Origin of the sequence: Aeromonas sp. s2 (genome assembly GCF_040907935.1) — a bacterium.
GTDB classification, from domain to species: Bacteria; Pseudomonadota; Gammaproteobacteria; order Enterobacterales; family Aeromonadaceae; genus Aeromonas; species Aeromonas dhakensis.
Genome location: NZ_JBFOCR010000005.1, coordinates 328460 through 353523 on the forward strand (window position 1 = coordinate 328460; position 25064 = coordinate 353523).

General features: G+C 63.7%; 20 protein-coding genes. 10 read left to right on the forward strand and 10 right to left on the reverse strand.

The genetic code is table 11. The features are described from left to right. Positions 1-26 precede the first annotated feature (26 nt). Complete coding sequence (locus AB5Y81_RS02970) at positions 27-782, forward strand: SDR family NAD(P)-dependent oxidoreductase (RefSeq protein ID WP_010633855.1); 756 nt, start codon at positions 27-29, stop codon at positions 780-782. On the opposite strand, the gene AB5Y81_RS02975 is transcribed toward AB5Y81_RS02970, so the two are convergent. Next, positions 779-2089, reverse strand: coding sequence for an HD-GYP domain-containing protein (locus AB5Y81_RS02975; RefSeq protein ID WP_279484308.1), 1311 nt, complete (start codon positions 2087-2089; stop codon positions 779-781). The two genes, AB5Y81_RS02970 and AB5Y81_RS02975, sit on opposite strands and share 4 nt — an antisense overlap. 244 nt (positions 2090-2333) lie before the next feature. Continuing rightward, positions 2334-3767, reverse strand: coding sequence for a glycoside hydrolase family 1 protein (locus AB5Y81_RS02980; protein ID WP_279484307.1), 1434 nt, complete (start codon positions 3765-3767; stop codon positions 2334-2336). Between the two features lie 156 nt (positions 3768-3923). Here AB5Y81_RS02980 and AB5Y81_RS02985 point away from each other — a divergent pair, with 156 nt between their 5' ends. Continuing rightward, complete coding sequence (locus AB5Y81_RS02985; protein ID WP_279484306.1) at positions 3924-4796, forward strand: LysR family transcriptional regulator; 873 nt, start codon at positions 3924-3926, stop codon at positions 4794-4796. Between the two features lie 44 nt (positions 4797-4840). On the opposite strand, the gene AB5Y81_RS02990 is transcribed toward AB5Y81_RS02985, so the two are convergent. From AB5Y81_RS02990 to AB5Y81_RS03005, 4 genes are read right to left on the reverse strand one after another with little or no spacing between them, the layout of a single operon-like run. Beyond that, positions 4841-6010: a glycosyltransferase family 4 protein gene (locus AB5Y81_RS02990; RefSeq protein ID WP_279484305.1), complete on the reverse strand. Its 1170-nt coding sequence runs from the start codon at positions 6008-6010 to the stop codon at positions 4841-4843. After that, entirely contained in the window at positions 6007-7272 is a 1266-nt protein-coding gene (locus AB5Y81_RS02995) for a glycosyltransferase family 4 protein (protein WP_279484304.1), read from the reverse strand. Before AB5Y81_RS02995 ends, AB5Y81_RS02990 begins: the two co-directional genes overlap by 4 nt. Beyond that, positions 7269-8654 carry an O-antigen ligase family protein gene (locus AB5Y81_RS03000; RefSeq protein WP_252600433.1) on the reverse strand — a complete coding sequence of 462 codons (1386 nt, stop codon included), beginning with the start codon at positions 8652-8654 and terminating at the stop codon, positions 7269-7271. Before AB5Y81_RS03000 ends, AB5Y81_RS02995 begins: the two co-directional genes overlap by 4 nt. Next, positions 8642-9961, reverse strand: a complete 1320-nt coding sequence (locus AB5Y81_RS03005) for a lipopolysaccharide biosynthesis protein (protein WP_042889002.1) — start codon at positions 9959-9961, stop codon at positions 8642-8644. The genes AB5Y81_RS03000 and AB5Y81_RS03005 overlap by 13 nt, the downstream gene beginning before the upstream one ends. Before the next feature lie 319 nt (positions 9962-10280). Between AB5Y81_RS03005 and AB5Y81_RS03010 the strand changes: the two genes are divergently transcribed. From AB5Y81_RS03010 to AB5Y81_RS03025, 4 genes are all read left to right on the forward strand, one after another. After that, entirely contained in the window at positions 10281-11057 is a 777-nt protein-coding gene (locus AB5Y81_RS03010; RefSeq protein WP_201880742.1) for a DapH/DapD/GlmU-related protein, read from the forward strand. Then, a complete protein-coding gene (locus tag AB5Y81_RS03015; RefSeq protein ID WP_279484303.1) occupies positions 11054-12253 on the forward strand; it encodes a glycosyltransferase in 1200 nt (399 codons plus the stop codon). Before AB5Y81_RS03010 ends, AB5Y81_RS03015 begins: the two co-directional genes overlap by 4 nt. A gap of 89 nt (positions 12254-12342) precedes the next feature. Next, positions 12343-14832: a hypothetical protein gene (locus AB5Y81_RS03020; protein ID WP_279484302.1), complete on the forward strand. Its 2490-nt coding sequence runs from the start codon at positions 12343-12345 to the stop codon at positions 14830-14832. An 11-nt stretch (positions 14833-14843) separates the two neighbouring features. After that, on the forward strand, positions 14844-15371 hold the full coding sequence (locus AB5Y81_RS03025) for a hypothetical protein (protein WP_279484301.1): 528 nt from the start codon (positions 14844-14846) through the stop codon (positions 15369-15371). Here AB5Y81_RS03025 and AB5Y81_RS03030 read toward each other — a convergent pair. Then, positions 15346-15798, reverse strand: a complete 453-nt coding sequence (locus tag AB5Y81_RS03030; RefSeq protein WP_279484300.1) for a hypothetical protein — start codon at positions 15796-15798, stop codon at positions 15346-15348. The two genes, AB5Y81_RS03025 and AB5Y81_RS03030, sit on opposite strands and share 26 nt — an antisense overlap. Then, the gene (locus AB5Y81_RS03035; RefSeq protein ID WP_279484299.1) at positions 15782-16603 is read right to left on the reverse strand and encodes a hypothetical protein; all 822 of its coding nucleotides are present in this window, start codon (positions 16601-16603) and stop codon (positions 15782-15784) included. The genes AB5Y81_RS03030 and AB5Y81_RS03035 overlap by 17 nt, the downstream gene beginning before the upstream one ends. A gap of 94 nt (positions 16604-16697) precedes the next feature. On the opposite strand from AB5Y81_RS03035, the gene AB5Y81_RS03040 reads away from it, so the two are divergent. After that, positions 16698-17555, forward strand: a complete 858-nt coding sequence (locus AB5Y81_RS03040) for a DUF1194 domain-containing protein (RefSeq protein WP_279484298.1) — start codon at positions 16698-16700, stop codon at positions 17553-17555. Between the two features lie 122 nt (positions 17556-17677). Here the strand turns inward: AB5Y81_RS03040 and AB5Y81_RS03045 are convergent, their stop codons facing one another. Both AB5Y81_RS03045 and AB5Y81_RS03050 read right to left on the reverse strand, forming a co-directional pair. Continuing rightward, a complete protein-coding gene (locus AB5Y81_RS03045; RefSeq protein ID WP_368146540.1) occupies positions 17678-18421 on the reverse strand; it encodes a hypothetical protein in 744 nt (247 codons plus the stop codon). A 1740-nt stretch (positions 18422-20161) separates the two neighbouring features. Then, a complete protein-coding gene (locus tag AB5Y81_RS03050) occupies positions 20162-21565 on the reverse strand; it encodes a GNVR domain-containing protein (RefSeq protein WP_279484296.1) in 1404 nt (467 codons plus the stop codon). Between the two features lie 159 nt (positions 21566-21724). Between AB5Y81_RS03050 and AB5Y81_RS03055 the strand changes: the two genes are divergently transcribed. Genes AB5Y81_RS03055 through AB5Y81_RS03065 form a run of 3 tightly spaced genes read left to right on the forward strand, consistent with a single transcriptional unit; the run spans position 21725 to position 24695 of the window. Then, a complete protein-coding gene (locus tag AB5Y81_RS03055) occupies positions 21725-22825 on the forward strand; it encodes a glycosyltransferase (RefSeq protein WP_279484295.1) in 1101 nt (366 codons plus the stop codon). Between the two features lie 44 nt (positions 22826-22869). Then, positions 22870-24063 carry a glycosyltransferase family 2 protein gene (locus AB5Y81_RS03060; protein WP_279484294.1) on the forward strand — a complete coding sequence of 398 codons (1194 nt, stop codon included), beginning with the start codon at positions 22870-22872 and terminating at the stop codon, positions 24061-24063. After that, positions 24060-24695 carry a sugar transferase gene (locus AB5Y81_RS03065; protein WP_279484293.1) on the forward strand — a complete coding sequence of 212 codons (636 nt, stop codon included), beginning with the start codon at positions 24060-24062 and terminating at the stop codon, positions 24693-24695. Before AB5Y81_RS03060 ends, AB5Y81_RS03065 begins: the two co-directional genes overlap by 4 nt. Positions 24696-25064 lie beyond the last annotated feature (369 nt).

Below are 25064 nucleotides of genomic sequence, written 5' to 3' on the forward strand. Positions count from 1 at the left end.
CCATGACCACAGACAGGAGTCCTCTCATGACCCATCCCATCGCACTCATCACCGGCGCCAGCCGCGGCCTTGGCAAACAGGCGGCGTTGGCCCTCGCCGCCCGCGGCGTCGACCTCATCATCACCTATCGCAGTCAGGCCGAAGAGGCGGCGGCCGTGGTGGCCGAGGCGACCGCCCTCGGCGTCAGAGCCCATGCCCTGCCCCTCGATGTGGCCGACAGCAGCAGCTTTGCCGCCTTCGCCAGCCAGGTGCGCGAGCAGCTGGGCGCGTGGCAGCGGGATCGGTTCGATTTTCTGGTCAACAACGCCGGCATCGGCATTCACGCCAGCATCGAGCAGACCAGCGAGCAGCAGTTCGACACCCTGTTCAACATTCACCTCAAGGGGGTCTTCTTTCTGACCCAGCAGCTGCTGCCGCTTCTGCGCGATGGCGGGCGCATCCTCAACCTGTCAAGCGGCTTGACCCGCTTCGCGCTGCCCGGTTATGCCGCCTATGCGGCCATGAAGGGAGGGGTCGAGGTGCTGACCCGCTATCTGGCCAAGGAGCTGGGGCCGCGCGGCATCGCCGTCAACGTGGTGGCGCCGGGAGCCATCGAGACCGATTTTGGCGGGGGTGTGGTACGGGACAATCAGGCGGTCAACGACTTCATCGCCAGCCAGACGGCGCTGGGTCGGGTGGGCCAGCCGGAGGACATCGGCGGCGTCATCGCCGCCCTGCTCTCCCCCGACAGCCGCTGGATCAATGCCCAGCGCATCGAGGCCTCCGGCGGCATGTTCCTCTAAGGCGTCCGCTCACCGACGCCGAGGACTCTCTGGGCCGCCTGCGTCTGACCGCTGGCGGCCTGGTGAGCCTCGGGCAGGTGCGCCGCCAGGGTAGCCACGGCGTCGACATCGACCCGCCCCTGGCTCGCCAGCTGTTGCAAGAAGCCGAGCGCCGCGTCGGCGCTCAGCCCCGCCCGATAGGGTCTGTGCTGCACCATGGCCTGGAAGATGTCGGCCACCCGCAGGATCCTCGCCTCCAGCGGCATCGCCTCGGCGGTCAGGTGGAAAGGATAGCCGCAGCCATTGGGCTCCTCGTGATGATAGGAGGCCCACAGGGCAATCTCCTCGAAGCCGTCGATGTGGCGCAAAATCTGATAGGTTTCAAAGCTGTGGGTGTTGATGATGGCCCGCTCCCGCTCATCGAGTTTTCCCGCCTTGTCGAGGATCTCGTCGGGTACCCGCAGCTTGCCGAGATCGTGCAGCAGCCCGGCGATCTCCAGCTGCTCGCAGCGTCCCTCCTCAATCCCCATCCATTGGGCCAGCCGCCGGGCCAGCCTGGCCACCCCGAGGGAGTGGGCCACGGTGAAGGGGCTCTTGGCATCGACGATGGCCGAAAAGATGCGCGCCAGCTGCTTGAGCTCGCCGTTGCTGGTGAGGCAGGGCTCCCGCTCGCTCAGCATGCCGCGCATGTAGTCGGTGATGGCGCGCCCCTCCAGCTGCAGCCAGAATGCCTCCGGCAGAGAGGCCCGCAAAAAGGCCGCCACCAGCTCGGGGTCGAAGAACTCGCCGGCGCACGCCTCGATCCGCTGCCGGATCTCCTGGGTGTGCATCAGCAGGGAGCCGTCCCCATAATGCGGGGCCGCCAGGGCATCGACCCGGTCGACCAGAAAGATGAGGTTGGCCTGGCGCCGCACCGTGGCTGTCACCCCCTGCTGCCGAACAAGTTGATGCCAGTGGGTGTGGTGATAGCGGATGGGCTCCGCCAGCGGGGCCAGCGGCGGGAAATCCTTGAGCAGATCGTAACCGACCTCGCAATGACGCTGGGAAGACTCCCAGTCGAATTCGCTGACCAGATGGCTGTGGATAAAGGTGGAGGAGACGCCGATGTCGTGCAGCACCCCCAGCTCGAACAGGCAGGCCTGCTCGCTCTCACCGGCCCCCAGAGCCTTGCCACACTCGGCGGCCATGATGCCGACCCGCTTGCCGTGTGCCACATCGCCGATGCCGACCAGATCCAGCGACGCCGACAGGGCATATACCAGCTGGCGCAGATCAACCTGCTGGGCAACCGGCCCGCCGCAGCGGGGATGAGAGCTGTTGTGGTGCATGATGCGCTTCCACCTCTGCCAAGGTGATAGATCCCTCTTCGGGGCCGCGTAAACATATTGAATCTAAACCAGATTGCCCCTCCCGCCGGTTTGCAGCCGCCATCCGCACACGCTAATTGACAAAAAGATGAGTTAGATCAATCCGGCAAGTGCCATGCCCGGATGCGGCGCGGGTCGGCCCGGCAGACGGACAAAAAAAACGGGCCCCGCCAGTTGGCGGGGCCCGTCGAGGGGATGGATTTGGTTACAGTGTCTTGCCGCCCGAGCTTATCACCGTCTGGTACCAGTAGAAGCTGTCCTTCTTGAGCCGGCGCAGGGAGCCCCCCTGCTCGTCCCGCTCAACATAGACGAAGCCGTAGCGCTTCTGGTAGCCGTTGAGCCAGCTCAGGATGTCGGTGAACGACCAGGCGCAATAGCCCAGGAGCTCCACCCCGTCCTGCAGCGCCTCCTGGCACGCCTTGACGTGGCTGCGCAGATAGTCGATGCGGTAGTCGTCGTGCACCCGATCTCCCTCTACCAGCTTGTCGAACTCGCCGAGGCCGTTCTCGGTGATCATCAGCGGCAGGCCGTAGCGGGAGGAGAGCCGGCGCAGGGCGATGCGCATCCCGGTCGGATCGATGGCCCAGTCCCAGTTGCTGGTCTCCAGGTGCGGGTTGGGCGCCGTCTTGTAGAGGCCGGGAATGCCGCTTGGCGGCGTAGTGCCCTTCTTGCCCGTGGTGTTGATGCGCTGCATCGTCTGGCCGCCGAGCGGGTTGTCGGTATAGGTCAGGGTGTAGTAGTAGTTGACGCCTATGTAGTCGGGGGTTCCTTCCCGCAACAGCTCGAGATCGCCCGGCAGGATCTGGGGCGCCTCGCCGTTCTCCCGCAAGTAGGCGAGCGCCGCCTGGGGGTAGCGGCCGAAGCAGTAGGCATCCAGCCACCAGAGGTTGGTGAACTCCTCGGCATTCTCGTAAGCCAGCATGTCTTTGGGATCGCACGAGGCCGGATAGGCGGGGGAGTACGCAAAGCTTGGGCCGATCAGTCCCCCCGGCACGTGCTGGCGAAACGCCTTGATGACCCGGGCGTTGGCCAGAAACGCGATGTGGTTGACGGCAAAGAAGCGCTTGCGGTCCTGCACTGCAGGCGGATGGGTGCCGAGCTGATAGGCGTTGGTCAGGTTGTAGTTCTGCTCGTTGAGCGACACCCAGTACTTCACCTTGCCGGCAAAGCGCTGATAGAGGGTCACGCAGTAGTGCTCGAAATCGGCGATGATCCGTCTGTCTTCCCAGCCGCCATATTCGTCCTGCAGCGCCTGGGGCAGGTCCCAGTGATAGAGGGTGAGCACCGGCTCAATCTGGTGGGCCAGCAGGGTGTCGATGAGTTTCTCATAGAAGGCGAGCCCCGCCTCGTTCACCTCGCCGCGACCGGTCGGGTAGATGCGCGGCCAGCTCACCGAGAAGCGGTAGGCCTTGAGCCCCATCTCGGCCATCAGCGCCACGTCCTCCTCCATGCGGTGGTAGTGATCCACCGCCACGTCGCCGTTGCTCCCCTCAAAGGTCTTGCCCGGCAGCTTGGTGAACAGATCCCACACCGAGGGCCCCTTGCCATCGGCGTCCCAGCCCCCTTCCACCTGATAGGCGGCGGAGGCGGCGCCCCACAGAAAATCTTTCGGGAAGTCATTGAACTTGTGGTGATGCATCTGGGGTTGCTCCTTCTGCGGCGGTGGGCTGGCCACCTTGATCGCACCGACTGGCGGTGCCCAATGGAATTGGCATTAGCATCGAACAGTTCTAAAATTCCGTCCAATGACAAATTTAACCATTCAACATTCCAAACAGGAATCAAAGGAGCCGACATGGAGCTGCGGGATCTGAAGGCCTTCGTCACCCTGGGGGAGGTACTGCACTTCGGTCAGGCGGCGGTGCGCCAGCACGTCACTCAGTCGGCGCTGAGCAAGCAGATCCGGCGGCTAGAAGAGGAGCTGGGCGGCGAGCTGTTCGAGCGCAATGCAAGCAGTACCCGTCTCACCGTGCTGGGGCGCGCCCTCTATGAGGATGCCCGCGCCCTGGTGGCGGCCAGCGAGCAGCTAGCACGCAGCGCCCGCGACGTGCTGGCCGGCAACAGCGGCACCCTGCGCATCGGCTTTGGCGTTGCCACCAAGCTGCTGGTGCCCGCCGCCATCGCGCAATTTCGGGCCGAACGCCCCCAGGTGACCATAGAGCTCAACGATCTCTCCACCCACCATCAGTTGCTGGCCCTGAGCGAGGGCAAGCTGGATCTCGGCTTCTGCCGCCTGCCCGCCCCCAAGGGGTGGCCGTGCCTGCCGGTGGTGCGGGCCCATTTTGTCGCCGTGCTGCCCGCCAGTTACGCCGGCGTGAGCAAGCTGGCTGATCTGGTGGACAAACCGCTGGCGATCCTGCGCCGGGACAAGGCCCCCTCGTTTTACGATCACCTGATGCACTACCTGGCCCAGAGCGGGCTGCGTTTTCGCGATATCCAGTACGTCAACGACTTCGCCGCCGGGGTCGCCACCGCCGCCGCTGATATCGCCTGGACCCTGGTGCCCTCCTCCACCACCATAGAGCACCCGGACGTGCTGACCCTGCCGCTGACCGAAGGAGAAGCCTGCTGGACCATAGGCCTTATTCGCCCGCCCCACAGCAAGGGGCCGCTGATCGAGGCCTTCTGGCAGACAGTCGCCAGCATGAGCGAGCCGGACCTGCCATAAGGTCAAAGCCCGGGCAAGGTCGCGATGCAGGGAGTGACGCGCCGCTACAGCGCCGGGCCAGGACGCTTCGCGGCGCACTCAGGCCCGGCCCGCTCTAGCAGTCGTGCCAGTCCCGCCACCATCTCTCTGCCTGTCTCGCTCGCCTTGTAATGTGCCGCCGCATGCAGCCTGGCATTGTCCCCTATGGCCATGGCCACCGCAGGGGCCTCCTGCAGCGCCGCCAGCACGCGCGCCAGTTCATCGGCGCTGTCCGGCTGATATTTGCGGCAGTTCACCCCGTCGGTCAGGTGGCGATCCCACCAGGCCCCATCGGCCGGAATGACCACGCACAGGCCGGCAGCCATGGCCTCCAGGATGGAGAGGCCGAAGGGCTCCTGATGGCTGGTGGAGACGAAGATGCCGCAGCCGGCCCTGATCTCGTCAAGGTTGCCGGGGTTTTCATGCCAGCGGGTATCGGGCAGATCTGGCCGGGGGTCGCTGCAAGGTTGCAGTATGTTGCGCGGTTGCAGATAGCAGACGGTCAGCGGTGCACGGGGCTCGGCAAGCTGCTGATGCGCCGCCAGCATGGTCTCCAGCCCTTTCCACTTGAGCAAGGAGGCGGCCCACAAGATGCCGGAGCCGCCGGTCGTGGCCGTGGGCCAGCTCGCCTCGCACAGCCCGTTGATGAAGGGCTGCCAGCGGGGCGGAAAGTCGCGCTCGCCAAGGCGGGCGATCAGGGCCGAGAGCGAAGGGCGGGCGGCCTCCAGATAGAAGACCTGGCTGGCGCGCCACAGGGCCCTTGCCGACATGCCGGAGCAGCCCACCGGGCCGTGAATAAGCTGCACCACCGGGATCCCCGCGATCCGGGCAGCCCAGTAGCAGCAGAGATCCACCCCGGGGCCGGAGGCCGCCAGCAGGCCGCGCACCTCCCCCAGCCGCCATATCAGCCAGAGGATCATCAGGCTCTGCCACCCCTGCTTGAGCAGATACCCCAGGCCCGACTCGCGCCCCCGCAGCAGGGCGGGCACCCAGAGCGAATGGTGCCGGCAACGGGGCCAGGAGTCCAAGTCCGGCGTCAAAACATGCAGTGCCAGGGCCGGCAGGCGGTCGGCCAGCCCCGCCAGGATCACCTCGGTGGCCACCTTGGAGCCGCCGCGAAAAGAGATGGGATCCACCACCAGCAGCGCCTCCCCCCGCCCGGCCTTGCCAACAGTCGACTCATGGTGCGGCTTCATGATGGTGCTCCTTCATCCGACCCGATCGCCGCCCTGCGCCCGCCAAGCAGCCCCCCTTCCCCCGCCAGACCCACCCTCGCCAGCAGCCGCTGGCCGAGCCAGCGCACCATGCGCCCGTAGGGGGGGAGCTCGGGATTGTCCCAGCGCCCCGAGAGTGCCGCCGACCAGAGCTCGCTCACCTTCTCCACATAGCGTTTGACCGTGAACAGCTGGCTGGCGCGCAGCTGCCCCGCCCGCCCCAGCCGATAGCGCAGTCCGGCATCGCCCAGCCGCTGCCAATGGGCAGCCATCTGGCGCCAATCACCAGGGTCGGCCAGAAGGCCCGTCACCGTGTGTTCCACCACCTCGGGGATCCCCCCCACCCGATAGGCGCTGACCGGCAGCCCCAGGGTGCCCGCCTCGGCCAGAGTCAGGCCGAACACCTCCTCGCGGGCGCCGGAGACCAGCAGATCCACCCCGCCGCGCAGGATGGCGGCGCTGTCAGGCCGCTCGCCGAGAAAGTGCACCCGCTCGGCCACTCCCAGTTCAGCGGCCAATGCCGTGAGCGCGGCCAGTTCGGGGCCGCTGCCAATCACCAGCAGCTGCGCCTTGCCCCCCTGAGCGCAGAGCTCGGCCAGGGAGCGGATCAGCAAGTCCACCCCCTTGCGCTTGATCAGCGACCCTATGGTGGCCAGGATCAGCTCTCCCTCAGGCAGCCCGGGCAGGCTGCTGACGGGCCAGGGTTCACCCCGATTGAGCCGCACCCCATCCACCCCGTTGGCGATGTGAACCAGCCGTCTGTGCTCGCAGCCATCCTCACGCCAGGGGGCCAGCACCGGCTGGCTCACCCCGATCAGCACGTTGGCCTGATGCACCCGCAGGGTAAACCTGTCTCTGGGCTGATAACGGGCGTGCAGATGGCACACCAGCGGCACCTTCATCTTGCGGCACACCCCGGCCAGCCACTGGCAGGGGGCGGCGCTGTTGGCATGCACCAGGGTGATGCCGTGCTCGCCTATCAGCGCCTGCGCCCGCTGGCACAGAGCCCGGTGGGCGGCCAGATCGAAGCGGGGAGCCTGCCAGCCCAGCAGCAGGGTAAAGGGCTCGACCACCGCCTTCACTCCGAGGCGCGCCGCCTCCTCCGCCAACAACTGACTGTTGCACCAGAGCAGGGGGGCAAAGCGGTTGCGATCCAGGTGGGCCAGCAGATCCAGCAGGCAGCGCTCGCTGCCACGGATCCAGTTCTCGCCGTAATGCACCAGCAAAATGGGGGTTGCGCTCATGATTCTGCTCCCTTTTCCTGTTTATCCCGCTCCGCCTCGGCCATGGCCATTTCCGTTTCTCTGGCCTGCCGGACATATTTGATGGCTGCCACCGTCAGCGACAGCTCCAGATAGATGGGCCAGGTAAAGCCCTGGGTCAGGAAGGACCCCGAGATAACGAACCCCACCATGCTCGCCATCACCCCCTGCATGGCTGTGACTACTGCAGGAGGCATGCCATCCAGGCGACAGTGCCACGCCCGGTAAAGGGTCACCGCCACCATGCCGACAAACAGGGTCAGCCCCACGAAGCCGGTCTCCGCCAGCACCCCGAACCAGGTGGAGTGCACCGCGTGGTTGAGGCCGTCCCAGTGGGGGCTGTAGAAGAAGTAGTTGTAGTAGAAGTTGGAGAGCCCCACCCCGATGAGCGGATGGGCCAGCGCCATGCCCCAGGCGGCCTGCCAGGCATAAAGCCGCCCCATGGCCGAGGCATCCACCCCGCTCTCCGCCGCCCCGCCGGAAGCCCTGTCGCTTATCCCGGCGGCGGCGAAGAGCACCAGCAGCGCCAGGGTGCCGCACAGGATCAGCACGGTTTTCGACTGCACCCGCTGCCAGGCAAAAATGCCGCTCACCGCGCAGATCCCGAGCAGGCCGCCGCGGCTCTGAGTGGCGATGATGGCGGCAGCCACCAGCACGAACCCCACCGCCCCCAGGATGCGCCCGGCCAGGCCGTTCTGGTTGAGCAGCAGGCTCAAGGAGAAGCCGGCGGGAAACAGCAGCACCAGCGCCAGATCGTTGGGATCCCCCAGCACAGAGCCAAGCTCGCGCCCTATGGTGACCCGGGTCCCCTCCACCAGCCCGATCCCGCTGCTCTTGTTGTAGAGCGCCACCAGCGCCACCATGCAGCCGGCCACCACGAAGGCCCGCACCGCCAGGGCGAAGTCCTCCGGCCTGCGCACCAGCCAGGCGGTGGCGAGCGTCATCAGGTAGATCTTGCTGTAGCTGCCGGTCCAGGTGGCGATCGCCTCCCCCCGGTTGCTGGCAAACAGCACCCCGATGGAGACGACGATGAAAAAGGCGGTCAACCAGCTGAGGGGCTGGCTCCAGTAGGGCCTGATGCGACCGGTGAGCAGGGTGTGCCAAACCAGGGCACCGATGGCCGCCAGCGAGAAGAGCAGCGGGATCTTGAGGGGATAGAGCTGGGGAAACACCTCGTGCAGCCGGAAAAACGAGAAGGTAACGAACCCCAGCACCATCAGAAACGGCCAGCGCAGGGCAAACCAGATGGCGGGGATGGCCAGCCCCAGCACCGGCAGCAGCAGCGGGTGCGGCAGCCGCCACCAGAGTCCGGCCACCAGCAGGGTGGCGGTCAGCCCCCAGAGGGCGTGGCTCAGGCGGCCCATTGCCCTGCCCACCACTGGCCGAGCCACATCATGGCAAGGGAACCGGCACCGCTCGCCCACAGCGCCGAGAGGCGATATGGCAAGGGCAGCAACCGCTGGCTCACCAGATAGAAGGCGAGCGCCCGCACCAGGTAGACCAGCAGCAGGGTCCAGATCACCCCGGCCACCCCGAAGTGCGGAATGGCGAGCAAAAAGCCAATGACGCCGAGCAAACTGCATCCCAGATTGATAACCATCTGGGCCTTGCTCTCCTCCCCGCTGAAGCAGCCGACGTTGAGCAGGTCAGAGACGTTGCGCACCGCCATCCCCAACACCAGCAGCGGGATATAGGCGATGGCCCCGTGGTAGCTCTCGGGGGTGAGCCAGCGAATGAGCAGGGGGGCGGTGAGCCCCACCACCCCGGCGGTGGCGAACCCCAGCACGGAGCCCAGCACGCTGTAGTGGGCGTTCAGGCGCAGGCCGTCCGGCTCCTTGAGCAGCATGAAGCGGCGCGGATACCACCAGAGGGCGAAGGGTTGCAGCAAGAGTCCCACCGCCAGCGCCAGCTTGCCCGCCACCGCGTAGTAGGCCAGCAGGGCCTCGCCGACGTGCTCGGCCAGCAGCCAGCGATCCAGCCCGCTCAGGGCAAAGCCCGCCAGCCCGCTCACCACCAGCGGCAGGCCGTAGCGCAGCAGGGGGCGATAGTGTTGCCAGTCAAAGCGAATGCCACCATCGCGCCACTGCCAGAGGCTCAGCAGCAGCGCCAGCGCGACACAGGTGAGGGTGCCGGAGGCGAGCACCCCGCTCACTCCCCAGCCGAGCCAGAGCCACCAGGCGGTCAGCAGGGACTGGATCACCGCCTTGCCAGCGGTTGCCACGAAGAAGAGGCGGGCCTGATTGCGCATCCGCAGCCAGGCCAGCGGCACCCCGATCACCCCCTCGAACGGCAGGGCGCTGAGCACCCAGCGCACATCGGCAAGGCGGGTTTCGGTTGGCAGCAGTCGCTGCACCAGGGGCGCCAGCCACCAGAGCAGCACCAGGCTGGCCAAGGCGATGATCCAGACCAGGCCGAACACCCGCGCCACCACCTGCTTGCGCTCGCCCTCATCTGCCGCCATCCCGGCGAAACGATAGAGGGCGTCCACCAGCCCGAACCCCAGGATGAGGGAGCCCAGGTTGATGATGGTCAAGAGCACCTCCAGTTGGCCATACTCCCGCGGCGCCAGCAGGTGGGTCAGCACCGGCAGCATCAGCAGGGAGATCCCCTTCATCAGCAAGAGGCCGGCGGCGTAATAGAGCATGGCTATCTGGTTTACTCCGAGTCTCATAGGGCCTCCCAGCCACCAGGCAACGGATCTTGGGTCATCTGTGATCAGCCAATGCAAGGGGCACGCCAGCCGGTGCAATTCCCCGCGAAGCCCTGCATGTCGCGCTCTCGACCCTCACAGCAACGCACATCAGGCCCAAAATGAATCTGATTTTTGCGTTTTGCAGCCCGGCCGGCGCAATTTGCACAGCGCCTTGCCATCCAACCCCCTGGCAGGCGGCCGGCGCGAGCCGGCAGCGTGCTGAGCGTCAGTTGGCCCGATCCCTGCTAGTGCCTGACTGGTCGGCCATGACGGCAACAGAGCCAAGGGAGAGCACACCATGAACAGCATCAGCCTGTACCGGATGAAAACCTGGGCCAAGCAGGGAGAGACGCCGCTGGCCCGCCTGTTGTGGCGCCTCGCCAAGGGGGCCCGTAGCTGGAGCTTCCCGCTCATCCCGCCCCTGCACGGCCTGCTCTATCGCCTCTATCGGCTGGCAAGCCAGACACTCGCCACCCTGGCCCGCACCCTCTGGTGGACGCCGCTGTTCCAGTCCCGCCTGCGCGCCCCCGCCCCCCGCCTCTATCTCTATGGCGGCATCCCCTTTATCAGCGGCCCCGTGTCGATCGAGGTGGGGGCGGATTGTCGCCTCAGCGCCGCCATGACCATCAGCGGGCGCCCCTCTAGCAAGGGGCCCGCTCTCAGGATTGGCAACAATGTCGGCATCGGCTGGCAGACCACCATAGCAGTGGGCAGCCAGGTGGTGCTCGGCGACAACGTGCGCATCGCCGGGCGCGCCTTTCTCGCGGGCTACCCTGGCCACCCGCTGGATGCGCAAGATCGGGCCCGGGGGCTGCCGGATCGGGACGAGCAGGTCGGCGACATCGTACTCGAACACGACGTCTGGCTCGGCACCGGTGCCATGGTGATGGCGGGGGTGACCATAGGCGCGGGGACCGTGGTCGCCGCCGGCAGTATCGTGACCCACAGCCTGCCCGCCGGGGTGCTGGCCGCCGGGGTGCCGGCCCGGGTGCTGCGCCCCCTGGATGCGCAAGATTGCCGCGACGCACTGGCAGAGAGTGCCGCCAGCCGCCTGAGTGAGGAGAAACAGCCATGAAACCGTCGAGCGCACAGCCCCAGCTGGTGGTGTTGGGGGAGGATTGGGGTCAGCACCCCTCCAGCACCCAGCATCTCATCAAGCGCCTGCTGCCGGACTATCGGGTGCTCTGGGTCAACTCCATCGGCCTGCGCCGCCCCCGCCTCAATGTGCGCGACCTCGGCCGCCTCGGCCGCAAGCTGGGGGCCGTGCTGCGCCGCCCAGCCAAGGGCCAGGCCCAGTCAGCCGCCATCCAGAGCGGGCCGACCCCCCAGGTGATGCCGCCGCTGGCGCTGCCCCTGCCCGGCAGCCCGCTGGCGGGGCGGATCAACGGCCACTGGCTGGCGGCCCAGATCCGCCGCCAGCAGCCCGAGCTCGACAAGCCGCTGCTCTGGATCTCCCTGCCAAGCGCCGTTGATCTGGTAGGCAAGCTCGGCGAACGGGCAGTGATCTACTATTGCGGCGATGACTTCTCGGCCCTGGCGGGGGTGGATCACGCCGCCATCGCCCGCTGCGAGGCCAGGCTGGTAGAAAAGGCAGACCTTATCCTGGCCGCCAGTCCGGCGCTGGCCAGCCGCTTTCCCCCCCACAAAACCCGGCTGCTGAGCCACGGGGTGGATCTCGGGCTCTTTATGCCACCCCAACCCAGGCCGGCTGATCTGCCGAGCGGACGCCCCATCGCCGGGTTTTACGGCAGCCTGAGCGACTGGATAGACGTCCCCCTGCTGGCGGAGACCGCCCGCGCCCTGCCCCACTGGGATCTGGTGCTGATAGGACCGCAGCAAACCGATTTGAGCCCGCTGGCAGGATTGCCGAACGTGTACCTGCTCGGCCCCAGACCACACCACACCCTGGCCGCCTACGCCCAGCACTGGCAGGTGAGCCTGCTGCCCTTTGTCGACAATGCCCAGATCAGGGCCTGCAATCCGCTTAAACTGCGCGAATACCTGGCGGTAGGGCGGCCCGTGGTCAGCACTGACTTTCCGGCGCTGGACGGCTATCGGGAGCTGGTGCATCTGCCCAGCCCGGGCGACAGCCTGGCCCAGGCCATCCAGCGCGCCGCCCTCGACGCCCCCGCCCAGGACTGGTTTCAGTACTACGAGTGGGAGGCGCTGACTCGCAGCGAAGGGCGCCAGAGTCGCCAGCAGGCGGTGGCACAGCAGAGCTGGGATCACAGGGCCGATGAGCTGAAAAACTGGCTGGCGGGGCTGCTCTGATGATCTGGCTGGCGGCGCGTTTACACAGAACATGCTGGCTACGGATACTCGGCCTGCTCACCCTCAGCCTGCCGGCCCTCTGTTTGACAATGGGAAGTTTGGCAATAGGAAGCACTGTTCTGGCGGCGAGCCGCCTTGATGGCCCCACCCCCTTGCCGCTGAGCGGCGAGCAGACGCCCCAGCGGCTCACCTTCGAGCGCCTGCCCTGGCCCGTCGAGGCGGATGACGAACTGGTGATCGAGGGTCACAATCCCGCGGCCGCCCCCCAGACCCTGATCCTGCGGGTCGACGACGCCGCCTCGGTCAACTACCGCAGCCGGGTCAATCTGGAGCGGATCATCCCCCCGGGTCCCTTCACCCTGCGCTTCTCCTTAAGCGACTGGCGCACCGCCCAGCCCAGGGCCCTGGCCTTCGACCAGCTCACCAGGCTCTATCTCTTTATGGCTGACGGGGCGACGCCGCTCACCCTGACACGCTGGTACTGGTCCCCCGGGCTGACCCTGCCCGCCGGCACCATAGCCCTCGATCTGGGGGCGAGCGATGCCCCCCGCTTCACCGGTTTCGAGTCCCTGGCGCCGGGGGATCCGCGTCTGCTTGGCCACCCCAGCCCCATCTTGCGCCCTTCCGGCGATGCGCTGATCCGCGACGGGCTGCGCAACCTCGACGGCGTCAGGCTGGAGGTTCCCAAGGGGCGCTACCAGCTCACCCTCTGGCTCGACGATCCGGGCGAGTGGGAGTACCTGCCCCACCCCCTCGAGCGCAGCGTGTTGATCGATGGCGAGCCGGTCTGGGCCGAGCGGTTGCAGCCGGGCGAGTGGCTGGCCCAGCGCTATCTCGCCGGCCAGCAGCAGGAGGCGTTGCCCAATCCCGATCCCTGGCTGCTGTTTGGTGCCCGCCAGGGGGGGCCGGTCAGCCTGGTGCTCGAGCACCCGGGCGGCCCGCTCACCCTCACCCTGGGGGGCAATTCGCCGGATGCGAAATTCCTCGCCGGCCTGCTGCTTGCCCCCTATCCGGCGGCGGACAAGCAGGCTGATACCAAGGCTAACCCTCACCCGCTGGCCGAAGCCACCCGGTTGGTGCTGGCCAAGCAGCGTCAGCTCTTTACGGAAAAGTGGGCCCTGGCCCCCTATTCGCTGCCAGAGCCCCTCGCTCGCCTCACCCTGACCCCCATCGCGCCGGGGCAACCGACCTTGAGTGCCAGGGCCAGCCCGGCAGCCCCAGCCACTCCCGTACTGGCCGCCCAAGGCAGCCAGCTGCTGCTGGAGTTTGTCATCGAGACGCCCGAGGATGACGCCGCCCCCCTGCTGGTGATCCAGCCGCCAGCGGCCAACGGCGTTACCCTGCCGCTGACCCCCTACCACAGCCAGTGGCATCTGGTGCGCCCCCAGGCGAGCGGCACCCTGCTGCTCCCCTCGGATCAGGAACTGGTGGAGGGGGTGACGGGGCTCACCCTCAAGCGCGGGGTGCCAAGGCGCCTGGTGCTGCATCTTCCCATCCCGAAGGATGCACCGGCTGGGCGCTATCAAGGCAATATCCAGCTGCTCAGCCACCAGCAGCTGGTGCAACTGCCATTGGACGTCGAGGTGCTGCCCCTGATCCTGCCCGCCGCCAGCAAGCCGGTCGGCATCTACCTCGACACGCCCCCCTACCTTGGCTGGTTCGGTCAGGGCCAGGAGCTGGCCAGCGCCCAGCTGGCCGCCAGTCGCTGCGATCTGGAGCGGCTCGCCGGGCTTGGGATAAGCGGCGTGGCCCCCGCCCTGCCCCAGGATGAAGCCGGGATGCGCACCACCCAGGAGGAGGCCATCGGCCTTGGTTTTCACACGCCGCTGCTGGCCTACGCTTCGCTTAAGCGCTGGGGCAGCGACACCAACAGCCGGCTCGATGCCTGGCAGCAGCGCCAGGCGGCCTTTCGCGCCCAGGGGCTGCCCCCCCTGGCCTGGAGCCTGTTTGACGAGCCCGATCTCGGCGCCCTGCCCGCCATTCAAGCCATGGCCCGCGAGATGAAACGGCGGGATCCCGCCGTGGTGCGAGCCGGTCACTTCAACCACCCCGCCCAGGCGCCTTTGCTTGCCGAGGTGGAGATAGCCCTGATCAACGCAGGCTTTGGCGCCGACAAGGCCGATGTGGAACGGGTCAGGGCCGCCGGGGCCACCCCCTGGTTTTACAACCTCGGCACCCCGCGCGCCGCCGGCTTCTACCTCTGGCAAAGCGGGGCCGAGGGCTATCTGCAGTGGCATGGGCGCATGCCCACCGCCCTGCCCTACAACCCCACCGACGGGCGCGAGAGCGACTTTCTGCTGCTGGGCCCGCAGGCCTGTGAGGCCCATCGCCTCTCCTACGATCTATTGCTGCTGCAACAGGGCATCGAAGATCTGCGCTGGCTCGCCTGGCTCGAGCAGGCGGCGCGCCAACAGGTGGAGGCGGCCCTGCTGCTGCAGCGGCTGCGCGATTCGGTGCCCACCCGCTGGCAGCAGGCCGAAGCACTCCCCGCCAGCCGCTGGGCCAGCTTTCGCGGCGAGATTGAACAACTGGCCAAGCGCTTGAAAACATTGCAAACTGGAGCCAATTCATCCCCCTGACTGGCCAGCTTATGCCGCATCAGAACGTCACCAACATAAAGGCTTTTGGGCGCCAGAGTGCCGGGCGTCGTCCCCACCACATCAAGCTTGCCGCAGGCTTGCTGCTCTCCTTGCTGCCCTCTTTGCTACCCTCTTTGCTACTCACTGGCTGTGCCCGCCAGACGCCCACCGAGGATCCCTTCCCCATGCTGGCGCAACTGCGCCAGCAGCAGCTGGCCGAGCAGGCCCAGCTGTCGCTGACTTATCAGGAGGAAGCGGTGATGTTGGCGGCGGATCAGGAGCAGCAGTTGCACCAGTTTCTCGGCCAGCGGGATCCGGCGAAGATAGCCCTTATCAGCGGTCCCGGGCCGCAGACCGACATGCTGGAGAGTGCGCGCCTTGCCAGCAGTCGCCTTGGCAAACTGGCCAGCCTGCTCAGTGCCCGCGCCATCGAGCTCGAACCGCGCTACGACCCCATGCTGGCCCCGAACAGCCTGCTGATCCGGGTGCTGCCGGCCGACGCGGCGAGCCCCCTCAGCGAGGCTGGTCAGGCGCAATAAGGGCAAGACAGGTCGCAGGCAGCGCCACCCGATAGAGGGGAGCCGGCGCGTCGCCCCACAGCTTGTGCCAACCCTGATTGAGCCGATAGACCAGCAGTGGCGGTTCCGGGTGCCACTGCCCCCGAAACATCACCCCCTGCAGCTGGCCAGCGCCTGCGAGTCTTACCGACATGGCCTCCCGATCCGGGGCCACCGCCATCGCCTGCAAGACCCCGTCACAATTTGGGTGGCGCAGCCGGTAGCCCACATAGGTGCCCCCCAGCAAGGGGCTGGCCCCCTGCCGCTGCCAGCCGAGCTGGCGGAGCTCCTGCAGCATCTGGCGCGCGCCCTCCACCGGCTGGCGGTGCTGGTAGCGCCACCCCATGGCGCCGGTAGAGGCCAGTGCCAGCAGCACCAGCCAGAGATAGCCCCTAATCGGTGGTGACATGGCGCCCCCTTCGAAACAGCAGTGTCATCAGCAACAACAGCACCAGCCACTGGTAGAGCTGGGCGAGCGTACCGGTATGCAGCCAGCCGTACCAGCGCAGATCCAGGCTCATCAGCACCAGCCGCAGCTGGTTGCTGCCGATGTAGAGCAGCAAGACCAGCCCCAGCAGGGGCAGCTGATGGTGCAGCGCCCGCCCCGGGGCGAGCCAGCAGGAGGAAACCAGCCAGGCCAGCGCCACCAGATAGAGTTGGGAAAACGAGGAGCAGCCCTTGAGCACGATCAAGGCATGGCCCCCCACCCGCTCAATGCGATTGCCGCTTTGTACCGTCTCCCACCCCAGCAGTTGCAACCACTGGCCCACTCCCCAGGCATCGAGCGCCAGCACGGGGCCGGAGCAGAGGGCAAAGAGCTGCTGCCCCCACAGCACGGCCAGGGTGAAGGCCACCACTATCTGCAGCGCGGCGCGCTCGTCCCAAGGCTGCTGGCGCCGCCACAGGCTCGCGGCCAGCAGCAGGCAGGCCAGCGCCTTGCAACTTGCGCTCGGGATCAACAGCAGCAGCGAGAAGAGCAGCAGAGCGGCGCGGCCAGGTTGCCACGTTGGCGCAACCCGCGATGCAATTTGCCACCAGATGGCAATCAGCAACACCACCAGCAGGTTGAAATGGCCCGTATTGAGCCACACCATGGCCCACTGATTGACCAGCCCCAACAGCAACCAGTTGGGCGCCCACTGCCAGGGACGGATCTCCATCGCCTCACCCCGCACTTGTTCGTTTTCATCCTGTGCAAAGACCGCAAATTTCATGCCTGCTGCTGACACCTGCAAAGTGGCACGCTTTATTCATTCTCCCCATCGGCACTGAGGATCAGGGCCAGGCCTCAAGGAGAAGGAGTGAGCAATGAGACTAAAACCGTTGGCAGGGCTGGTGGGGATGCTGCTGGTCAGCGCCCCCGCCTACGCCTTGACCGAAGTGGATACCGAGCTGCAACTGCTGATGGACGTGTCAGGCAGCGTCAGCGCATCCGAGTTCAACCTGCAGTTGCAGGGCTATGTGGACGCCTTTTACAGCCAGGCGGTGCAAGACGCCATCCTGGACACCAGCGACGGCAAGCTGGGCACCATCGCCGTGCAGATGGTGATGTGGAGCGGCTCGACCCAGCAGGCGGTGATGACCGACTGGTTCTACCTCTATGACATGACCTCCATCAACGAGTTTGCCGCCACCCTGGACGCCCTGACACGCCCCTACTCGGGGATGACGGCGCCGGGCTCGGCCATGCAATTCGGCGCCCTGCAGTTTGATACCAACGATTTCACCGCCACGCGCCAGGTGATGGATGTCTCAGGTGACGGGATCCAGAACGCAGGGCTGGATACCTCAACGGTACGGGATCAGCTGCTCGCCTCCGGCATCGACACCATCAACGGCATCACCATAGGCCAGGACTACCCCGATGGGGTGCTGCAGGATTGGTATCTGAACAATATCGCCGGCGGCGAGGATGCGTTCGTCATCAACGCCACCACCTTCGCCGATTTTGGCAGCGCCCTGGAGCTGAAACTCGCGGCCGAGATTGAGGGGGGGATCATTCCAGAGGGTGCGCTGGCGGCCCCCATCGAGGAGATCCCGCTGGCGGCCCAGCTGCTGCTGGGCATGCCCTTGCTGCTGGCCTGGCGTTATCAGCGTCGAACTCAAGGCCATAATCAGGGGAACCAGCAGCACGCCGGTTGGCAACCGATACCAGCCGTCGGCTAGTTTGTCACCCCTTGTGCAGCGATTAGGGAGCTATGGCTCCCTGATTTATTACCGCAACCATGACGCAGTGGATCATAGGTGCAGGGATCGAAGTCCCTTTTGAGGCGTTTTTTAGACCGGCGCTACCAGCGAAGCTGGTAGTCGGCATCATATGAAACCACCTTGAGTATAATTATAATTCCACATCGTAACTTCAATAGTTCTTCAGAGAATTTGACCCATACAGGGTCATTACAATTACAGCGTAAAGTTTTTAGATCTGTTTCAGGGCCGATTGTTCGCAGAAATTCGTCTATAGCCAATTGAATTTTGTTTAGTGCATAAAATAGGCTTGCATCTGGGTTTATTTTGGCTTTTGTTTGACTAACCCTCTCACGGATATTATTTAAAGATTCCAACACTCTTGGTGGAAACTCCATATCTAATCCCTCATGCAGGACTCTTCGACTTTCTATATATGACACAAGCTCTCTAGCTTCATCGTAGTATCGCTTGTGATTCCTCAAATTTAGTAAAGCAGACTCTAAATCTTTACCTACAATGCGGCGTAAAATATCTTCATGGTTTACTTTCCAAGCTCTGAGTCTTTTTTCATCATAATAGCATGCATCATTGTCAACTTTTGTATGACAGATGCTGCACAACCAAATTCCATTTTCAGCTTTCTTTAGCTCTTCTTCGTCCATTATTATTGCTCTAGGTCCCTGACCGCTAGCCGCATTAATATGAGCGGCTTCAGCAATGCTTCTTGTGTTTTCTTCTGTAGTTGAATAGACAGTAAATCTCAAACAGTCTGGATTTGAGCATATATGCATAGCTCTTCGAGCAATCTCTTTTTTAACTGAAGGTGTAAAGTTAATTCTCATGTTATTCCTAATTAATCGTATTGATAGTTTATTTATGGTAAGGAACCTAACGCTTCAATAACCGGCACGCGTTAGCGTCCGGTGCAGTAGGTTCGATTAGCGCATTGTAATCGGACGTTCTAGTCCTTTCTGTAAGATGTTTCCTGAACTCTCACATTGCCTCTTCTGCGCTCTGAGACTAACTCTCGAATAAGCTGTAAAAGTCACCGTTATGGATGTGCTTACAACATTATCGGAGAGTGTCACCGCGAGCGTCCGATTACGCCTACCGGATAATCGAACCTACGATCTATCCGAGACTTATAACATCTATGTGATGGGGTGATAATGACTCAATCTACTTGTTATTCGTTACTTACTTATTCAACATAGTTCTCTTCGGCTACCCCAATTGCCTCTAAATACAGCTCATATTTATCGCTATCATTTTCGAGCATAGTTTCGCACAATACTTATGAATAAAGTCAATGATTTCATTTGCTGGCACTTTATGTAAAACTTTACCTTCGTATAAGCCGTGATGTGCTTTAACTTAGCCCGCTCAATAAGTTCAACTTTATTTAAGTCGTTGTAATCAATCATAAGCGAGAAAAAAACAACCAATTCTACCACCATGCTCATATTCAGGCGAGACAAATATTTCTCTACTTCTGTTTCTTATACCGATTTAAATTAGGCCTACACCTATATTTTTAACTATTTTGCTGTGTTTAATAAAGCTAATACATAACGGCGCAAATAGGGACCCGCGTAGTGAGTCCCTGACTGCTTCGATTTGTTATAAAAGCGACATCAATTCTTGCATCCATTTTTATCGCAAGTAATACGTTCAGAGGATTGCACCCAGTGGTCAGAATTTTTCTTAGTATCGGTACCACACCCAGTAGTACCGCCCTTGTTCCCGGAATGTACAATGCCAGTTGGTGTATGCTTTACCGCCATGACTTTCTCCTTTTTTGATTAGGTAATAACGCCCTTTTCGCCAGAATTTCACCAGCTCATCAGCAGGCTAAGCCTGTAAGGTCAAACTTTACAATACTAATAAATTGCGCGCTTTATAACGCATCAAGAAGGGACGCCGTTTTTTAGCAACCATCTTACTTGAGTCATTATATTTAAATTCTTAGACTAGAGCGTCTAGGTGGCTCAGGTTCTTGCGGTAAAACCGTCTTGAGAAAATTTTGAGCCTCTTTCAACGAGTTGAACAGACCAATAACATACCCATCCGGATCTACGATCTCATAAGAAGTACGTATAATACTTCCATTTCCGTCTACCTCATCCACTTGAACCAAGCGAAATTCATATTTTGTTCCGAGTGTTTTTCTACTTTGCATTTCCTTTCCCTGTTGAAAACAAACTTTTAAATATAGCAACAGTTAGATGAAAGATACTACAAACATATTATTTTCGCTTTCCATCTAACCCCGCCTTTCCATTCGATAACGCAATCAATAAATCATTTTAAAATTATACATAACCAACCAGCTTCTGATTTATAAACGTATTATCAATAACCTAATGCGGTTCCAGTTGTATCACTGCGATAAATCACAGTCAAGAAACAGAATCAGAAACTGCCACCAGACTTGATCGCCGTAAACACATCCCAATTCGATGCAAACCATAGTCGTTGACCAAGGCGCTATTTGAACGACATAAAAAAGGCCTCATTACGAGGCCTTATCAGAAATATTCGGGTTCAGAGTGGTGGTCTGCCTTGACGGCGGCTGGCAAATATCAACCCGGCACCTCTACCAGTGACGGCTGGGCATGGGCTGCCTGGCCGCTGTGGGCATGCACAGGCTCGCAATAGGGAATGCGGCTTAGCACCGGCGCCTTGATAAGGGCTGCCAGCTGATCGGTGCGGCGCAGGCTGGTATCCGCCAGTTCAATCAGCAGCGCCAGCCCGCAGCCGAGCCCCAGGCCCCCCACCATGCCGGCAATAAGAAACAGCCAGAGCGGGTAGTTGCTGGGTTTGCTCGGGGCGAAGGGCCTGTCGATCACCTTGATCCGCTCGCCGGGCTCAAAACTGCCGAGCGCCCCGGTCACCTTGGCCTTCTCGTAGCGCAGCAGCAGATCCTGATAGAGGGAGCGCTTGACCTCGAGATCGCGCTCCAGCTCCGCCAGCTGGCTCTCCGTCTCGCCCTGGGAGGCCACCACCTTGTTCAGATCGTCGAGCTGGGCCTGCAGCGCGGCGGCATTCTGCTCGGCCTCGGCCAGCTGGGCCCTGGCCTGATCCCATTCTGGCCCGACCGCCACGCCGGGTTGGCTCTTCTGCTGTTCCAGCTCCTGCTGCAACTGTTCAATCTGGTAGCGCAGGCTCTGCACCTCGCTGTGCTGATCGCTGTAGCGCACCCGCAGCAGGGCCAGCTCGGTTTGCATCTGCTGCAACTTCTCCTCCAGGCTGCGGGTCGTGGCCCCCTCCTGGCCGTGGGAGAGCTGCTCGACCCGGGTCTTGGCCTGCTGCAACTGAAGCAGGCTCTCGGCGTGGCGATCTTTCAGGCCGTAGAGCCGGGCGGCGTTGGCATTTTGCTGATCCGGCAGGGCGCTGGCATGTTCGCGCTTGAAATCCGCCAGCAGCTGTTCGGCCCCCTGCAGCTCGCTGCGCCGGCTGTCGAGCTGGCTTTGCAGAAAGCGCTCGGAGGACTCGGCCGACTGGCGCCCCTTGTTCAAGAGGTTGAAGAAGAAGCGGCGCGAGACGGCCTCCAGCAGGCCGGCGCTGCTCTCTGCCGAGTCGGCTTTCACCTTCAGCTCGATCACCTCGTCCCCGATAAGACGGATGGAGACGGACGCCGAGAGCCAGTCCATGATGGCGTCGCGCTTGGCCGGCGGGGTGTTGTCATCCACCAGCTTGCGGTCCCGCGCCACCCCATCCATCACGTAGCGGCTGCGCAGCATGGCCTCCAGCACCGCGAAGCGATCCTTGAGGCTCTCCTGGGTGATCAGATCCTTGAGGGTCGGCGTCTGGTTGGAATCCTGCGGCACCATGAAGGTGGTGCGGCTCTCGTACACCTTGGGGCTGAGCACGCCTATCCCCACCCCCACCAGCGGCATGACCAGGGCCGGCATCAGGATGAGATAACGGCGCCGCCAAGCGGCGAAGAGGATGATGTAGAGGTTGTAGTAGAACTGGACCGGCATGGCGTCACTCCCCTCAAGGCAGGTATGGCATTCCACGAATGGAGGAGGAAATGCAAGGGTAATGCCAGCAAGCGGGCCAACATGGCAGACGTTGTGGTACAGGATTCGCATAGTCCCGCTCAGGGCCCGGGAAGGGCCGACAACTGTGAGGAGAGCGCCATGCCCACCACCACCCGGTCAGCCAGCACCGCCATCGTGCAAATCGTTCAGCACCTGCAGCCAGGGGGGCTGGAGACCATGGTGCTCAACCTCAGCCAGGCCAACGAGTGCCACCAACCCATGCACATCGTCTCGCTGGAGGGGAGCAAGGAGGCGCTGCTCGCCGCCTGGCCCGCCCTGGGGCCGTTCGCCTCGCGGATCCACTGTCTGGACAAGCCCGCCGGCTGGTCGCTGGCCACCCTCTATCGCCTCATCCGCCTGCTGCGCCAGCTGCGGCCGGCAGCGGTGCACACCCACCATCTGGGCCCGCTGATCTATGGCGGGCTGGCCGCCCGGCTGGCCCGGGTGGCGAGTCTTATCCACACCGAGCATGACGCCTGGTATCTCGACGATCCCCGCCAGCGCCAGCTGGCCGGGCTGGGGCTGCGCACCTTGCGGCCCACCCTGGTGGCAGACGCCACCCCGGTGGCGCACCAGCTGCAGGCGAGGCTCGGCGCCATCCAGGCCCAGGTGATCCCCAACGGCATCGACGAGGGGCGCTTCGTCCCGGGCCCCGCCGAGCTGGCGCGCCAGGCGCTGGGCTTGCCCCTCGGGGTCAGGCTCATCGGCTGCGCCGCCCGCCTTGAGACGGTCAAGGGTCACCACCTGCTGCTGGAGGCCGTGGCGCGGCTCTCCCCCGAGGTGCATCTTGCACTGGCCGGGGTGGGCAGTTTGCAAAATGCATTGCAGCAGCAGTGCCGACTGCTGGGGATTGCCCATCGGGTGCACTTTCTCGGTCTGGTGGAGCAGATGCCCCGCTTCTATCAGGGGCTGGATCTCTTCTGCCTGCCGTCGCTGGCGGAGGGGATGCCATTGTGCGTGCTGGAGGCCCAGGCCTGCGGCGTGCCAGTGGTGATGAGCGCGGTGGGGGCCGCCGCCGATATCGTCTGCCCGGCCAGCGGTCAGCTGCTGGAGGCGCGAGATCCGGCTCTGCTGGCGCAACTTCTGGCACAGGGGTTGCTCAACTCTCGTAGCCTGCGCACCGTCACCCGGGAATTTGTCTGTGAACAGGGCAGCCTGAGCCGGATGGCTCAAGCCTATCAGGCGCTGTACGCCCACTGAGGCGATGCCACCGACACGCGAAGAGACAGCAAAAGGAGCCTCCCATGGAATGGATCATGATCGTGTTCTGGCTGTGTGCAGCCCTGGTGGTGTACCACCATGTGGGTTACCCCCTGCTGCTCAAATGGGTCGGCAAACGGGCCTGCTCGCGCCAGCACCAACCGACCCCGCACCAACGGGGTTTTCGGGAAGAGGTCGGCGATGAGCAGCTCCCCGCCATCACCCTGGTAATGCCCATCTACAACGAGGCGACCACCCTGGCGGCCAAGCTGCAGAATCTGGCCAGCCTCGACTACCCGGCCGACAAGCTGGCGGTGCACCTGCATTTTGATGGCTGCACCGACGACAGCTATGCCATTGCCCTCTGCCAGCTCGGCGATCCCGCCTTGCTGCAGCTGCAGATCCGGCTGTTCGAGCACCCGCGCAATCGTGGCAAGGTGGCCGTGCTCAACGAGGCGATGACCCAGATTGACACCCCCCTGGTCGCCTTCAGCGATGTGTCGGCCCTGCTGCCCATCGACAGCCTGCTGCTGGCCGCCGCCCACTTTCAGGATCCCGCCGTCGGCGTGGTGGGCGAAGCCTATCGCTTCTGGCAGCCAGGCTCCCAGGGTGAGGCCAGCTACTGGCGCTATCAGAGCCAGATCAAGCTGTGCGAATCCGCCCTTGGCAGCATGCTGGGGGCCCACGGCGCCTTCTACGTGATGCGCAGTGACTGCCTGGCGCCGCTGGCGCCCGATACCATCAACGACGACTTCATCCTGCCGATGCAGGCCATCGCCAGGGGCTACAAGGCGGTCTATGACAATCGCTGCGCCGCCCTTGAGCTGGAGGTCTCCGATGCCCAACTGGAGTCCAAGCGCCGCAAGCGCATCGGTGCCGGCAACACCCAGCAGTTGCTGCGTCTGCTGCCGCTGCTGCACCCCAGATTCGGCTGGGTGGCGTTCAACTTCGCCAGCGGCAAGGGCTTGCGGGTGCTCATGCCCCTCTGCCTGACCCTGCTGTGGCTGTGCGCCATTCCGCTGGCCATTTACTCGCCCCTGTTCGTGGCGCTGCTGGCCGCTCAACTGCTGGGCTACGCCCTGGTGCTGCTGATCCAGCTCACCCCGCTGCACAACTGGCCCGGTCTGTTTCGCAAGATCCACTATCTGGTACTCGGACACTGGTACAACGGCATCGGCTCCCTGCGCTACGGCCTGCGGATGCTGACCCGCCCCACCACACAGGAGAGAGCAGCATGAAACACCCCATCCCCAAAGCGACCCAGGTGCTCAAGCGCATCATGGATCTGGCCGGTGCCAGCCTCGGCCTGCTGCTGACCCTGCCCCTGTGGCCACTCATCATGCTGGCCATACGGCTCGACAGCCCGGGCCCGGTGTTCTTTCGCCAGCTGCGCATTGGCCGCAGCCACGCCAGCCACACCGAGCTCTTCTTCATGATCAAGTTTCGCACCATGCGCGCCGATGCCGAGGCAGGCACCGGGCCGGTCTGGTGCGGCAAGGCCGACAGCCGGATCACCCGCAGCGGCAACTTCCTGCGCAAGACCCGGCTCGACGAGCTGCCCCAGTTCCTCAATGTGCTCAAGGGGGAGATGTCGCTCATCGGACCGCGGCCGGAGCGCCCCGGCATCGCCAACCGGCTGGAAGATGCGGTGCCCTTCTTCATCGAGCGCACCTATGAGATAGCGCCCGGCATCACAGGGCTGGCCCAGGTCAATCAGGGCTATGACGAGTCGCTTGACGATGTGCGCAGCAAGCTCGCCTTCGATCTCGCCTACTCGGTGACCCTGCTCCACCCCTGGCGCTGGCTGCTGCAGGACATGCAGATCATCGGCAAGACGGTCGCCATCATGTTGGGCAAGAAGGGGCGCTGAGCCTCACCCTGCTGCCGGATTTCGGGCCACTGCCTAGGCGGTGGCCCGATTCTTTTCACCTTCAACCACGCCAGCCTGTCGGGCCTGCATCCCCTTTTCATCTTCTTGCTGACAGCGAGCCGCGCCAACGCAGCCCTCACTCGCATCTCTTACCAGAACGACCCCCCTCGCCATCCCGGGGCGGTTTGCATCGCAACCTTCCCCCGGCGCCTGCTGTGGCTCCCAGCCAGGGGAGCCAGAGGTCGCGGCCTGCTTCTATAGCGAGGTGCTCGTGGGCAAGCGGCTTGGCAACGCCTGTGCTGTGCCACCTCGTCAGGCGTCTGACGGACTGAGGAGGCATCCAGCCGCACCATCTCCAGCGTCAGATAG

Bases quoted from the DNA above. Each gene is read 5' to 3' on its own strand.
- AB5Y81_RS02995 (WP_279484304.1), bottom strand. From the start codon at position 7,272: ATGAGCGCAACCCCCATTTTGCTGGTGCATTACGGCGAGAACTGGATC.
- AB5Y81_RS03040 (WP_279484298.1), top strand. From the start codon at position 16,698: ATGAGACTAAAACCGTTGGCAGGGCTGGTGGGGATGCTGCTGGTCAGC.
- AB5Y81_RS03005 (WP_042889002.1), bottom strand. From the start codon at position 9,961: ATGAGACTCGGAGTAAACCAGATAGCCATGCTCTATTACGCCGCCGGC.
- AB5Y81_RS03035 (WP_279484299.1), bottom strand. From the start codon at position 16,603: ATGAAATTTGCGGTCTTTGCACAGGATGAAAACGAACAAGTGCGGGGT.
- AB5Y81_RS03020 (WP_279484302.1), top strand. From the start codon at position 12,343: ATGGGAAGTTTGGCAATAGGAAGCACTGTTCTGGCGGCGAGCCGCCTT.
- AB5Y81_RS03045 (WP_368146540.1), bottom strand. From the start codon at position 18,421: ATGAGAATTAACTTTACACCTTCAGTTAAAAAAGAGATTGCTCGAAGA.
- AB5Y81_RS03010 (WP_201880742.1), top strand. From the start codon at position 10,281: ATGAACAGCATCAGCCTGTACCGGATGAAAACCTGGGCCAAGCAGGGA.
- AB5Y81_RS03050 (WP_279484296.1), bottom strand. From the start codon at position 21,565: ATGCCGGTCCAGTTCTACTACAACCTCTACATCATCCTCTTCGCCGCT.
- AB5Y81_RS02990 (WP_279484305.1), bottom strand. From the start codon at position 6,010: ATGAAGCCGCACCATGAGTCGACTGTTGGCAAGGCCGGGCGGGGGGAG.
- AB5Y81_RS03055 (WP_279484295.1), top strand. From the start codon at position 21,725: ATGCCCACCACCACCCGGTCAGCCAGCACCGCCATCGTGCAAATCGTT.
- AB5Y81_RS02970 (WP_010633855.1), top strand. From the start codon at position 27: ATGACCCATCCCATCGCACTCATCACCGGCGCCAGCCGCGGCCTTGGC.
- AB5Y81_RS03030 (WP_279484300.1), bottom strand. From the start codon at position 15,798: ATGTCACCACCGATTAGGGGCTATCTCTGGCTGGTGCTGCTGGCACTG.
- AB5Y81_RS03000 (WP_252600433.1), bottom strand. From the start codon at position 8,654: ATGGGCCGCCTGAGCCACGCCCTCTGGGGGCTGACCGCCACCCTGCTG.
- AB5Y81_RS03060 (WP_279484294.1), top strand. From the start codon at position 22,870: ATGGAATGGATCATGATCGTGTTCTGGCTGTGTGCAGCCCTGGTGGTG.
- AB5Y81_RS02975 (WP_279484308.1), bottom strand. From the start codon at position 2,089: ATGCACCACAACAGCTCTCATCCCCGCTGCGGCGGGCCGGTTGCCCAG.
- AB5Y81_RS03065 (WP_279484293.1), top strand. From the start codon at position 24,060: ATGAAACACCCCATCCCCAAAGCGACCCAGGTGCTCAAGCGCATCATG.
- AB5Y81_RS03015 (WP_279484303.1), top strand. From the start codon at position 11,054: ATGAAACCGTCGAGCGCACAGCCCCAGCTGGTGGTGTTGGGGGAGGAT.
- AB5Y81_RS03025 (WP_279484301.1), top strand. From the start codon at position 14,844: ATGCCGCATCAGAACGTCACCAACATAAAGGCTTTTGGGCGCCAGAGT.
- AB5Y81_RS02980 (WP_279484307.1), bottom strand. From the start codon at position 3,767: ATGCATCACCACAAGTTCAATGACTTCCCGAAAGATTTTCTGTGGGGC.
- AB5Y81_RS02985 (WP_279484306.1), top strand. From the start codon at position 3,924: ATGGAGCTGCGGGATCTGAAGGCCTTCGTCACCCTGGGGGAGGTACTG.